The 12,715-nt window shown below is 35.3% G+C and carries 10 protein-coding genes and 1 pseudogene; 3 read left to right on the top strand and 8 right to left on the bottom strand.

Going from position 1 to position 12,715, the window contains the following annotated elements; all coding sequences use genetic code 11:
• Nucleotides 1–14: 14 nt before the first annotated feature.
• Nucleotides 15–1,604 carry an NAD(P)/FAD-dependent oxidoreductase gene (locus tag RRF69_RS06070; protein WP_316938955.1) on the top strand — a complete coding sequence of 530 codons (1,590 nt, stop codon included), beginning with the start codon at nt 15–17 and terminating at the stop codon, nt 1,602–1,604.
• A gap of 1 nt (nt 1,605) precedes the next feature.
• Here RRF69_RS06070 and RRF69_RS06065 read toward each other — a convergent pair whose 3' ends face one another.
• From RRF69_RS06065 to RRF69_RS06040, 6 genes are all read right to left on the bottom strand, one after another.
• A complete protein-coding gene (locus tag RRF69_RS06065) occupies nt 1,606–2,007 on the bottom strand; it encodes a murein hydrolase activator EnvC family protein (protein WP_316938954.1) in 402 nt (133 codons plus the stop codon).
• Nucleotides 2,008–2,120: 113 nt separating this feature from the next.
• Nucleotides 2,121–2,726 (bottom strand): hypothetical protein, encoded by a 606-nt coding sequence (locus tag RRF69_RS06060; protein ID WP_316938953.1) that lies wholly within the window; start codon nt 2,724–2,726, stop codon nt 2,121–2,123.
• Between the two features lie 101 nt (nt 2,727–2,827).
• Nucleotides 2,828–3,595, bottom strand: a complete 768-nt coding sequence (locus RRF69_RS06055; protein ID WP_316938952.1) for a DUF4292 domain-containing protein — start codon at nt 3,593–3,595, stop codon at nt 2,828–2,830.
• Nucleotides 3,596–3,600: 5 nt separating this feature from the next.
• The gene (locus tag RRF69_RS06050) at nt 3,601–4,581 is read right to left on the bottom strand and encodes a tetratricopeptide repeat protein (RefSeq protein WP_316938951.1); all 981 of its coding nucleotides are present in this window, start codon (nt 4,579–4,581) and stop codon (nt 3,601–3,603) included.
• Entirely contained in the window at nt 4,582–5,598 is a 1,017-nt protein-coding gene (locus RRF69_RS06045) for a sugar phosphate nucleotidyltransferase (RefSeq protein WP_316938950.1), read from the bottom strand.
• A gap of 58 nt (nt 5,599–5,656) precedes the next feature.
• On the bottom strand, nt 5,657–7,330 hold the full coding sequence (locus tag RRF69_RS06040; protein WP_316938949.1) for an ABC transporter ATP-binding protein: 1,674 nt from the start codon (nt 7,328–7,330) through the stop codon (nt 5,657–5,659).
• Between the two features lie 183 nt (nt 7,331–7,513).
• On the opposite strand from RRF69_RS06040, the pseudogene RRF69_RS06035 reads away from it, so the two are divergent.
• A pseudogene (locus tag RRF69_RS06035) lies at nt 7,514–9,372 on the top strand (ABC-F family ATP-binding cassette domain-containing protein).
• Here RRF69_RS06035 and RRF69_RS06030 read toward each other — a convergent pair.
• Together RRF69_RS06030 and RRF69_RS06025 are read right to left on the bottom strand one after the other, a co-directional pair.
• Entirely contained in the window at nt 9,373–10,089 is a 717-nt protein-coding gene (locus tag RRF69_RS06030; protein ID WP_316938948.1) for a 3'-5' exonuclease, read from the bottom strand.
• Between the two features lie 71 nt (nt 10,090–10,160).
• Complete coding sequence (locus tag RRF69_RS06025) at nt 10,161–11,804, bottom strand: lamin tail domain-containing protein (protein ID WP_316938947.1); 1,644 nt, start codon at nt 11,802–11,804, stop codon at nt 10,161–10,163.
• Between the two features lie 211 nt (nt 11,805–12,015).
• On the opposite strand from RRF69_RS06025, the gene RRF69_RS06020 reads away from it, so the two are divergent.
• The gene (locus RRF69_RS06020) at nt 12,016–12,711 is read left to right on the top strand and encodes a response regulator transcription factor (RefSeq protein ID WP_316938946.1); all 696 of its coding nucleotides are present in this window, start codon (nt 12,016–12,018) and stop codon (nt 12,709–12,711) included.
• The last annotated feature ends 4 nt before the right edge of the window (nt 12,712–12,715 follow it).

Genomic DNA, 12,715 nt, shown 5'->3' with positions numbered 1-12,715 from the left:
TACAATTTTAAACAATGATTCAATCTTACAAAAAACAACCCGTCCTAGCTCAAAAGTACGATACCATCATTATTGGTTCTGGAATAGGTAGTTTAGCCACTGCAGCAATTCTTGCCAAAGAAGGGCAAAAAGTGTTGGTACTAGAAAGACACTATATCGCTGGTGGATTCACCCATGTTTTTAAAAGAAAGGGCTTCGAATGGGATGTTGGTATTCATTATATTGGCGAGGTACAACGAGAAAATTCAATCATTAAAAAAATCTTCAATTATATTTCTGATAATCAATTGAAATGGGCTGATATGGGGGAAGTCTACGACAAAGTGGTGATTGGTAAGAAAGAGTACAACTTTGTAAAAGGGGTACAGAATTTTAAAGACACCTTAACAGGACATTTCCCAGAAGAAAAAGAGGCCATCATTGCTTATGTAGATTTGGTATTTGCAGCCGTAAAAACCAGTAAAGGGTTTTATATGGACAAAGCCTTGTCTCCATTGTTAAGTAAATTATTCGGAAGAAAATTCCGAAAAGCCTTTTATAAGTTTTCAGACAAAACGACCTACGAAGTTCTTTCCTCCATCACCCAAAACAAAACATTAATTAAAGTGCTTTCAGCACAATATGGTGATTATGGGTTGCCCCCTAAACAAAGTAGTTTTGTAATGCACGCTGCAGTGGCAAGACATTATTTTTCTGGGGGAAGTTTCCCAGTTGGGGGTTCTTCAGTAATTGCAGCGTCCCTAGACAAGGTTATTGAAAAGGCGGGAGGAACTATCTTAATCAGTGCTGAAGTAGATAAGATTATCGTTGAAAAGAACAAAGCAACGGGTGTACAAATGAAAGACGGAAAACAATTTTCTACTAAAAATATTATTTCAGGAGCAGGAATCATGACCACATATGACCATCTACTACCTCAGAAAACAGTTCAAAAACATCAATTGAAAAAGCAGCTTCAAAAGGTCAAACGATCGGTTTCGCACGCCTGTTTGTATATTGGTCTGGAAGGTTCTCCAGAAACATTGCAATTGCCTAAAACTAATTATTGGATTTATCCAGAACACTTGGATCACGACACTGCTATTGATGAGTATGTAAAGGATTTAGATGCCGATTTTCCTGTAGTCTATATTTCTTTTCCATCTGCAAAAGACCCTGACTGGTCCAATCGCTATCCAGGAAAAAGCACAATAGACATCATCACCTTGTTGCCCTATGCCCCTTTTGACAAGTGGAGCAATTCTCAATGGATGAAAAGAGATGAAGCCTATACTGCCCTTAAAGAAAAAATTGCTCAACGATTGTTAAAGGAATTGTACAAACACATTCCTCAGGCAGAAGGAAAAATTACACATTACGAACTTTCTACTCCCCTAACTACAAAACACTTCGTCAATTATAAAGAAGGAGAGATTTACGGAGTAGACCATAGTCCAAAGCGATTCAGACAACGCTTCTTACAGCCAAGAACTCCCATTCAAAATTTCTACCTAACAGGACAAGATATCGTTACTGCAGGGGTTGCTGCTGCATTGTTTTCAGGAGTCATTACAAGTGCTGCATTGACAAAGAAAAATCTTATCAAAAAAATTTTGAAAGCGTAGTTTAGCGTTTTAACATCCAAGAAGCTGGATTCAAACGGGTTGTATTTTTAAACAATACAAAAATTAAGGTGGTCTTCCCCGTCACTTTATCGGTATATACCTTTCCTAATTTTTGTCCCGTCACAACCTTATCTCCCATTTTTACCAATGTATTCTCAAGGTTGTTGTAGGCGGTGATATAGTTTCCATGTTGAACTAATACATTTTTTTTGCGTTCTGAGGACAATTGTATTGCCAATACTGTGCCTCCAAAAATAGCTTCTGCATAGGCTCCTTTTTGAGTTACCAGATGGAGTCCAGGACTGTTTAAGGTGATTCCACTGAAAGTTGGATGGGGTTGTTTTCCAAAACGCCTTGTGATCAAACTCTCTCGTAAAGGCCAAGGTAGCTTTCCTTTGTTCAATTCAAATTTTGCAGCGAGCGCTTTAGCTTCTGGACTTAAAATAAATTCATTTTTTTTGGTGTTTTTTGACTTTTCTTTGACTTTCCTATTTGCTCTTGCAATGGCCTCTCGAATTAATTTATCAATTTTGTCAGCAACTCTTTTTTCTTCTCGAATCGAATTTCGAAGTTCTTTCTTATATTTTTTTCTTTCTTTTTTATTTGAGAAACCAAGCTTTTTTTCTTTTCTTGATCAACCTCAATCTTCTTTTTTTCTTCTTTTTCAAAAAGAACCAGTGTGTCTTTTTCCTTTTTTTGAAGGGTTAAAGAATCTATTAACTGAGTAATCAAAAGGGTTTGAACAGTAATTTCTTCCCCTTGTTTTTTTCGAAAAGAGGTATATTGTTTCATATACTGCAACCGCTTGTATGCTTGTCTAAAATTCTTAGAAGACAACAAAAACATGATTCTACTTTGCTGTGATTTGCTCTTGTAGGATTTGTAAATCATGTCTGCATAATCCTTTTTTAAAGTAGCCAGTTTTTTATCAAGTTGTGCAATTTTCTTTTCGTTTGAGGTAATTTCATTTGATAAAAGCTTGGCTTCTAAATTGATCGTTGCAATCAATTGTTCACGAACTTCAATTTTTTGATTGAGGTCTTTTAAATCTTCCAAAGCATTTTTTTGATCTTTTTTTGCTTTAAAAATTAACTTGTTTACTTTTTGAATTTTAACATTCAATTCCTTCCGTTGTGTTTCTAATTGCTTTCTTGTTTGACCAACAAAACACAATGAGCTCAAAAAGAGAACAAAAACTGGTATGCAAAGTCGAAGTTTGGTCATTATTGAATGCGCTTATAATTACTTGGAATACGAAAAGAGGTGTCAATTTCGGTGTTAAATTTAACCGTTTTCAATGTGATATCGATCGTCGTTGTCTTCTTTTTTTGTTTTGCTTTCAAACTCATTTTTGCTGGAAAAACTTCATCTTCAATAATTTGATATTTCTTGTATAGGATATCCAATCGTTTACTTTCTGAGGTGCTTACTATACTTTGTCGATCCAATTTATAATGCGATGGATTGATTGCAAAGAATAAATCAAACATCAGAGATTGTTTTTCAGGGGACAATACATAGGCATTGTCTATAATTTCAAGGTGATGTTGTTGCTTTTTCACATTCTGGATTGCCTGTCCCAAAAGAACATTTTGCAGTTGTTCAAAATTGATTGCAACTCCTAATACATCTGCAACACTGGAATAATCGCCTTCAAAAGAATTCTTAAAGAATGGAGAATAATACTGGACACTTGTTGGGGTGATTTTTGCTCTTAAAACCGTCATGAATTTTGAGACTTTTAGTAAAATCACCTCATCTTTTACCATTTGCATTTCTACGACAAGGTTTTGCTGTGTTTTACCGTTGTCAAACTTCACCTTTAATTTCGCAGAAACTGTTTTTTTATCAAAATTCGCAGAAACATGTTTTCTTGCTACTTTTTTGGCAGAAGTTTTTTCTGCAATGACCGTTGCATCAATCACTGCTTTATTGGCTTTACATGCTGTAAAAACAGTTAAAAAAAAACAAAATTGTAGGAGGTATTTCATCGACGCTATTCTTTTTCTATCTTCTTTATATATTTTTGAGCTTCTTCAATCTTTCCGATTCCTAGATAAGAAAGAACCAATTCTCTGAAAAAGGCTTTTTCTTGTGCATCTTCAAACACAAAATCTAGACCATTCTTTAAAACAGAAATGGCTTTTTGATACGATTGCTGTTTGTTAAGTGTGGTTCCAAAAACCAAATATATATAGGGCTGAGCTGGAAAAAGCTGAATTCCCAGTTCACTGTATTTCAATAAAACAGCCTCACTCTTTGAATTCTCTAATAGGGTCTTCAAAGATGCATAGGTCTTCATGGATTCAAAGAGCTCTATATTAGAAGCTGATTGAGTTAGGGGGGCTTTTATTTCAACCTTAGATGCATGGGTTTCCAAAGAATCCTTTAACTGCCTTAAAGAGGTTCCTAGTTGGTTTTTTTGATCTAATTGACTTAAGAAATTGAGCGCCTCTTGGGGTTGATCACTTTGAAGATATAGTTTGGATAATGTCATTGCAAAAGAAGCTTCCCTTGGATATTCTTCTACAAGAACTTTTTGGATTTCAATCGCATCCTCAAGAGCATTGTTGCTTTGTAAAATAGCTGATAAGTGACTTCTCATCCATGGATTTTGAGGGTCTATTTCAAGTGCTTTCTCTATGTATGCTTTGGCTAATTGGGGTTGATGCAATGCGTAATAATTTTTAGAAAACTCGAAGAAAACTGCTACATCATTCGGGACGATTTGATGACAGCTCTCTAGATTTTCAATAGCTTTTTGAAAATTAAGGATTGCCTTTTCTGATAAAGCTTTGAAAAAAAATTGTTGAAACTTAATCTCTTTTTCTTCATTTACATCGGTGGGCAAAGGAATGCTGTCTTGAGCTGAAAGCGGGTTAGAAAACAAAAGAAAAAAACAAAGAATCCCCATCCACTTAATTGCCATAAATTGGTTGGAAATGCTTCCTTCTTTTGTCTTCCTTTTAAAAGTCATTTATAGTAATTCTGTATAATCTCCTATACTTATAGACGTAAACTCTCCATTGTATTTTGCATGATTTCCAATCATGGCATTGTCTAAAGTTGCATTTGTAATCTGAACATTAGATTGAATAAGTGAATTCGATATGTTCGAATTTTCCACTACGCTATTTTCACCAATAGAAGCATAAGGGCCAATTTTACTGTTTTTCAACACCACATTTTTACCGATGTAACAGGGTTGAATAATTTCTGAATTTACTAACTGTAAATCATTCGAAACCAAATTGTTTCCTGCAGCATATTCAAAACTTAAAACTTGTTTGTTGGTGTCCACTGTTGGATCTTTCAGCCCACAATCCATCCAAGCCTCTACTTTTCCAGGAACAAATTTTGCGCCATCTCTTTTTAAGGTTTCTAGGACATTGGTCAATTGGTATTCATTATTTTCTCTAAGATCGTTGTCTACTAAATACTGAACCTCTTTGCGCACTTGATCACCATCTTTAAAATAGTAGATTCCAATAATGGCTAAATCAGAAACAAAGTCCTTTGGCTTTTCAATAAAATCGGTAATGAACCCCTCTTCCACTTGTACTACACCAAAAGCACTAGGGTCCTCCACCTGCTTTACCCAAATTGCACCATCTGCACTTGCATCTAATTTAAAGTCTGCTTTGAACAAAGTATCTGCATAAGCAACTACACAAGGACCGCTTAAAGATTCTTTGGCACAATACAATGCATGCGCTGTTCCTAAAGCTTCTTCTTGTATGTAAACCGTTCCTTTAGTCCCAAGTTCTGCTGCAATTTTCAATAATTGTTCTTTGGTATTTACGGGGAATCCTTTTGCAACAGGACCAATAATAAAGGCAATTTCATCGATTTGTTGATCAATAACTGCTGTAATATCTTCTACCAATCGTTGAACAATGGGTTTTCCTGCAATTACAGTTAATGGTTTTGGAACTGTTAATGTATGTGGTCGCAAACGTGACCCAATTCCGGCCATGGGAACTATTATTTTCATAGGGGTGATTTTTTAATTTCAAGGTGCAATATACCACTTCTTAAGGGATTAAAAAACCTTACATCCCTTTTGGAATTGCATTAATAAGCGTTTTTGTATAGGTCGTTTTAGGAGATTTATAAACAATATCCGCATCATCAATCTCTTCAATTTTCCCTTTATTCATAACGACCAATTGGTCCGACATGTACTTGACCACGGACAAATCGTGTGAAATAAATATATATGTAAACTTAAACTCTGCTTTTAAAGTGTTCAATAAATTTAAAACCTGAGCCTGTACCGAAACATCTAGTGCGGAAACCGATTCGTCACAAATTATCAATTTTGGCTGAAGGGCAATGGTTCTTGCAATCCCAATTCGTTGGCGTTGTCCCCCAGAAAATTCATGGGGATATCTATTAAAATGAGATTCCTCTAAACCTACTTTCTTTAGTAGACCCAAAACATAGTCAGTTCGTTCCTTGGTATTCGATAAAATACCATGCACTTTCATGGGTTCTAAAATTGCGTTTCCAACTGTAATTCTCGGATTTAAAGATGAAAAGGGATCCTGAAATATTATCTGAATGTCTTTTCGTACTTTTTTTAATTCGGTTTTAGTCAATCTCGTAATGTCTTTTCCTTCAAAAAATACTTGTCCAGAAGTCGCTTTTTCTAAATGTAAAATGGTTCTTCCTAGAGTTGTTTTTCCACATCCAGACTCTCCAACCAAGCCTAAGGTTTCTCCTTCAAAAATTTGAAAAGAAACATCGTTGACCGCATGTACTACCTCCTCTTTTTGGAACCATGATGCTTTTGTAACAAAGCTTTTATTTAAATTTCGAAGTTCTAAAAGAGGATTTTTCTGATATATTTTTTTATGAAAAGCAGTTCTTTCGGCGCTAGTATAGATAGCGCTGTCCACCTTCTTGTCCATAAAATCTTTTACTGTTGGCAGCTTGTGAAGTCTGTGCTCTAAATTGGGTTTGGAGCTGATTAGCGCTTTGGTATACTCCTGTTTGGGACTTCCAAAAACAGCCTCAACTGCTCCTTGCTCAACAATAACACCTTGATACATGACAAGAACGCGATCCGCTATTTCGGACACCAAAGCCAAATCGTGAGTGATAAAAAGAATGCTCATCCCGTATTCTTGCTGCAGTTCTTTGAGCAACAATATAATTTCTTTTTGAACTGTAACGTCTAAAGCCGTGGTCGGTTCGTCGGCAATTAAAATTTCTGGTTTGCAAGCAATGGCCATCGCAATCATTACCCGTTGTTTTTGACCTCCGCTAATTTGATGTGGATAAGCCTTGTAAATTCGATCTACTGTGGGTAATTTTACTTTTTCAAAAAGAGAAAGTACTGCTTCTTTAATTTCTGTTTTTGAAAGAAGCGTATGTTGTTGTAACATTTCTCCAACTTGAGCGCCACAGGTTACGGTGGGATTTAAAGAACTCATGGGTTCTTGAAAAATCATGGCAATTTTATTACCTCGTATTTTTTGAAATTGCTTTTCTGAATAATTGTTGATAGGTTCATTGTGGTACAAAATAGATCCCTCTGTTTTTGAAACTTTCCTCTGCAAAAGCCCCAAAATTGCTAATGAGGTGACCGACTTTCCACTTCCCGACTCGCCAACAATGCCCAGGATTTCGTTCTTCCCTAGTGAAAAAGAAATCTCATGAATGACTGTAGAGTACTTTTGATCTTGAAGAAAAGAAATTGAAAAATTCTTAATGTCTAGCATTCACGGGCTTTTAAAAAAATAAAAATAAGCTTTTAATTTTATTCCAATTTCTGAAGCAGTAGAAACTTTTAAATAAAAAGAGAATCCTAAAAATCACAGGATTTAAAAATCGAAATTTATACATTTAAAACCCTCATTCCCACTTGGGTTTTTTGTTACTTTGCAATTCTAAAATTGAATCTTTTGAATTACTTAACAGTAGAAAATATATCTAAATCTTACGGCGAACGTGTTTTGTTTGAAGAGATCTCCTTCGGAATTAATAAAGACCAAAAAATTGCCTTTGTTGCTAAAAATGGAAGTGGTAAAACCTCGATTTTGAATATCATTGCAGGTCTAGACAGCTCAGATTCTGGGCAAGTTGTTTCCAGAAAAGGAATTTCTATTGCGTATTTGGCTCAAAACATGGACCTCAATCCTGATCTAACTATTGAAGAAACTATTTTTACAACAGACAATACCGTCCTCAATGTTGTAAAACAGTATGAAGAGGCTTTGAAAAATCCTGAAAATTCAGATGCATATCAGACAGCATTTGAGTTGATGGAACAGTACAATGCATGGGACTTTGAAACACAGTACACCCAAATTTTATCCAAATTAAAATTAGACGATCTTAGCTTGAAAGTGGGTAAGCTATCTGGAGGGCAAAAAAAACGTCTTTCATTGGCAATTGTTTTGATTAATAAACCCGATTTATTAATCTTAGATGAACCTACGAATCATTTGGATTTAGAAATGATTGAATGGCTAGAGGCCTTCTTTGCAAAAGAGAAAATTACGCTTTTTATGGTTACACATGATCGGTATTTTTTGGAGCGCGTTTGTAATGAAATCATCGAGTTAGACGAAGGGAAAATATATAAATACAAAGGAAATTACTCCTACTACCTACAGAATAAAGAAGAGCGTTTAGCTTTAGAAGCTACAAATTTGGGCAAGGCAAAAAGTCTCTTCAAAAAAGAATTGGACTGGATGCGCAGACAGCCCAAAGCAAGAACGACAAAGTCGAAATCTAGAACGGACGACTTTTATCAGATTAAAGAAAAGGCACATCAAAGAAGACAAGACCATCAGGTTCAATTGGAAATTCATATGGAGCGTTTGGGCAGTAAAATCCTAGAGCTTCATAAATTGAAAAAATCTTATGGCGACAAAAAGATTTTAGACGGCTTTGATTATATTTTTAAACGTGGAGAACGTATCGGTATGATAGGGAAAAATGGAACTGGAAAATCCTCCTTTTTAAATATCATCACAGAAACAGCCGCACTTGATAGTGGAAAAGTAACCGTAGGTGAAACTGTAAAATTCGGATACTATACACAGGCTGGAATCAATGTGAAACCGGGTCAAAAAGTAATTGAAGTGATTAAAGAATTTGGAGAATTTATTCCATTGACTAAAGGACGAAAAATCTCTGCTTCGCAGTTGTTGGAGCGCTTTTTGTTTGACAAGAAAAAACAATACGATTTTGTAGAACGCCTTTCTGGAGGAGAACAAAAAAGATTGTATTTGTGTGCCGTTTTAATTCAAAATCCAAACTTTTTGATCTTAGATGAACCTACCAACGATCTTGATGTTGTAACCTTAAATGTCTTGGAAAATTTCTTGTTGGATTACCCAGGAAATTTATTGGTTGTTTCTCACGACAGGTACTTTATGGACAAAATTGTCGATGCCTTGTTTGTTTTTAGAGGTGAAGGTATTATTGAAAATTTTCCTGAAATTACTCAGATTTTAGAGCCTACGATGCCTCTGGACCTTCAGAAGTAGAAGTTACGAAAGTTCCTGAAAAAGTTGTTCAAAAAAAGAAAAAAACAGAAGGGTTAAATTTTAATGAAAAAAGAGAATTTGGAGGTTTAGATGTTGAAATCGAACGCCTTCAAAAAAGAAAAGCGACCATTGAAAATCAGTTTGTGAACGTAGAAATTCCTGCCGATGAAATTGCAGCAAAGTCGGAAGAACTTGCTGAAATAATTGCTGAATTGACTCTGAAAGAAGAGCGTTGGTTAGAGCTTTCTATGAAATTAGAAGACTAATTACACATTTGTTATATCGGTATCTTTCAACAAATCTTCGTTGTTAAACCTCAATAAAATTTGGGCTACAGCTATGGTGTCTTTTTCACAGTATTTTACAATCCTATCTATCTTTTTTTCATAGTAATATACTCGTGCAACCTCGCTACCATCAATATCATCTTTTGGAGAAGGAATTCCTAAAATTGAAGTGAGCAATCGCAGAGAAGTATAGTGTTTATAATCTCCAAACTTCCACAATTCCAAGGTGTCTAAATGTGGTATTTCCCAGGGTTTTTTTCCGAATAAATTCAATTTTTGAGGCAATGTAATCCTATGAAGAATCATTCTTCTGGCGATAAAAGGGAAGTCAAATTCTTTGCCATTGTGGGCGCAGAGAACCTTGTAGTCTTGGCTAAAATGAGTGTTTAAAAGGTCTTTAAAATTGGTCAAAATTATCAATTCATCATCCCCATAAAAAGAAGTGGTTCTAAATTTTTTCTGCTTTCCGGTTTTCCAAAAATACCCTACTGAAATACAGACAATCTTCCCAAACTCTGCCCAAATTCCTGCGCGATCATAAAATTCTTCTGCACTAAAGTCTTCCTTTCTTTGATATTGGGTTTTCTTGGCAAATAAGGTTTGCTGCTCTTCTGACAATTGAGACCAATTTTCAAATTCAGGAACAGTCTCAATATCTAAAAACAAAATGTTCTTAAAGTTGGTTTTCAAATTCATACGCGTACTTAATCTTATAAAAAGTAGGGTACTCTACATTTTTGGAGTTTTATACTTTTACAAATGCAACCTTATTGGATCACTAATCTTTTTGTTGCACTTTGGTTGGCTTCTGTCACTTTTAAAATATAAATCCCGCTACGAAGGGAAGAAACATCAAAAGTTTTAGAAATTCCAGCAAATGATTGGGTAAAGACTTCTTTTCCTAATACTGTATAAATGCATACATCCTTGGGGTCGTTATGACTTGTCGTAATTGTAAATAAATTGGCTTTGATTGGGTTTGGATATACTTTGAAATCTAAATTCACCGCTTCGCGAAGTGCCAAGACAAAACTATTTGTACTTCCCGGGGTCCCTAAATCTCCACCTGAGGAAATTTCTACGGTAGCCTCAGCCCAATTGGTTCCGGTGTCATTTGCAGATGCTGTATATTTATTGGTAGCCAACTCCATACTTTTGCCAGATGGGTTGGGAAAAGTCACTCCACTATCCCAAGCAACAGCATCAATGGTTGATCCATTACAATCCAAAACAATATCATCTGAAGTATTTCCTAAAATATAGCCATTCCCGTATGCATAATCGAGCGAAACTCCACCATTGTTCGCAGTGTTTGAATCCTTCCCTAAAACGGCATATCCGTTGGCAGGAACCACTACTGAAGAAGCGATTATGTGGTCTTCTCCTGAGTTACTGGAGTCTTTCAAAGTCCATCCCAATAAATCTATTGAAGAACTTGTTGTATTGTAAATTTCAAAATATTCCCCTACATCATTTGGAGTAGTTGGGTTTTGCATAATCTCAGTAATAATGAGTGCTCCAACCTCAGGACATGTTGGGGTAGGAAAGCAAGTAGGGCTATTGAAGGTTCTAGTTTCACTACAACTACTCCCAGTTCCTCCTAAAAGCGTGAAATTAGCATTGGTTCCTTCATTGATCATAGAAATGGTTATCGTTCCACTTTCGGTTGTGTTTGGATGGTCTCCACCAAGGGTCCCAACATCGGAGCTTAACGTATAGCTTATACCTGTGTTCCCACCAGTAAAACCGATAGAAACAGAATACGTATCAACTCCCGTAGTTTCCATATCACAAGTTGTATTGATTGTTGTTAATGACACTACACAAGGGGCTGAATTTTCGTTCTCTGCTCTGAAAGTAGGATTCGAAATCTTATAACTTCCATCGCTTAACCTTTGGATTGATTGTGTTGTTGATGCATTATTTTCTGCCTCATTGTATTGGACCGTTTGATTGAAACCTGATAATAAGCCAGAATCATCAGCTTCATCAATATCATAAATGATAACATCAATCAAATTTGTGAGAGTAATTGGGGTATCATTAGGGAAGTCAGTCCCATTGGCTTGATAAACAGCAACGGCGTCTGGACCGTTCTGAATTTTTCCACTAGCACCCATATCGATATCTCCACTTTCAGCTAAAGGAGTATTTGCCAATATAAAAAACCCATTTGCATCGGTACTTTTTCCATCTAAATCAAAGGAATCATAACTTAAATCATCAGCTCCATTAAACAAAACAACAACATAGCCATCTAAGGCCGTATTGGGTGTCCATTTCAGTTCGATAAATTCGGCAACGTCTGTGCCATCAGTGTCTGAGTCAACTTCATTGATAACAATCTGTCCATAGGACAAAAAACCAAAACAGAGTGTTATAAATGAAGTTATGAGATAATTCTTTTTCATTTTCATTTATTTTTATTGATTAATCTAGGATAAAATTAAAAAAAAATAAAATATCAGTATGTTAATTTTTTTTTAAAAGATCCTAAAAACGAGTTCCTTAGCATCAAATGTTATCTGAATGTTAAATTAAATCGTTAAAATTAAATGATTGTTAAGTCTGAGTATGCTTATTTAATTATGCTTATTTTTGAAACAATATAGAAAATAGTTTATGAATAAAAGTGATATTAAAATCCTTCTTGTTGATGACGAACCAGATATTCTAGAAATAGTAGGGTATAATTTAAAAAACGAAGGATATCAAGTTTTTACAGCATCTAATGGGGTCGAAGCTGTTAAATCTGCAAAAAAGAACATTCCAAATTTGATTTTATTGGACATCATGATGCCAGAAATGGATGGTATCGAAGCCTGTGAAAAAATACGAAAGATCAAATCTTTGGACAATGTAATTATCTCTTTTTTAACCGCACGCGGAGAAGATTATTCTCAAGTTGCTGGATTTGAAGCAGGAGCAGACGACTATATTACAAAACCCGTTAAGCCAAAAGTGCTAATTAGTAAGGTCAAATCTTTATTGAGACGACTAAAAACTAAAGAAGAAAATGAAGCTTCGTTTAAGATTGGAGATATTGTGATCGATAGAGATCAATATGTGGTTTATAAAGCGGATAAAAAAATTGCATTGCCAAGAAAAGAATTTGAATTGTTTTCTTTACTTACCTCAAAACCCGGTAAAGTCTTTAAAAGAGAAGTTATTTTAGATACTGTTTGGGGAAATGAAGTTGTGGTTGGAGGAAGAACTATTGATGTTCACATTCGGAAACTAAGAGAGAAAATAGGAGACAATCACTTTAAAACTGTCAAAGGGGTGGGTTACAAATTTGTTTTAGAAGAAGATCTTTAAAACG

The sequence above is a fragment of the Polaribacter sp. HL-MS24 genome, assembly GCF_032758595.1.
In the GTDB taxonomy this organism is placed as follows: domain Bacteria; phylum Bacteroidota; class Bacteroidia; order Flavobacteriales; family Flavobacteriaceae; genus Polaribacter.
Note: the sequence above shows the minus strand (reverse complement) of the source record. Positions and strands in the feature narration are given on the sequence as shown.

Bases quoted from the DNA above. Each gene is read 5' to 3' on its own strand.
- RRF69_RS06070 (WP_316938955.1), top strand. From the start codon at position 15: ATGATTCAATCTTACAAAAAACAACCCGTCCTAGCTCAAAAGTACGAT.
- RRF69_RS06045 (WP_316938950.1), bottom strand. From the start codon at position 5,598: ATGAAAATAATAGTTCCCATGGCCGGAATTGGGTCACGTTTGCGACCA.
- RRF69_RS06030 (WP_316938948.1), bottom strand. From the start codon at position 10,089: ATGAATTTGAAAACCAACTTTAAGAACATTTTGTTTTTAGATATTGAG.
- RRF69_RS06050 (WP_316938951.1), bottom strand. From the start codon at position 4,581: ATGACTTTTAAAAGGAAGACAAAAGAAGGAAGCATTTCCAACCAATTT.
- RRF69_RS06040 (WP_316938949.1), bottom strand. From the start codon at position 7,330: ATGCTAGACATTAAGAATTTTTCAATTTCTTTTCTTCAAGATCAAAAG.
- RRF69_RS06025 (WP_316938947.1), bottom strand. From the start codon at position 11,804: ATGAAAAAGAATTATCTCATAACTTCATTTATAACACTCTGTTTTGGT.
- RRF69_RS06055 (WP_316938952.1), bottom strand. From the start codon at position 3,595: ATGAAATACCTCCTACAATTTTGTTTTTTTTTAACTGTTTTTACAGCA.
- RRF69_RS06020 (WP_316938946.1), top strand. From the start codon at position 12,016: ATGAATAAAAGTGATATTAAAATCCTTCTTGTTGATGACGAACCAGAT.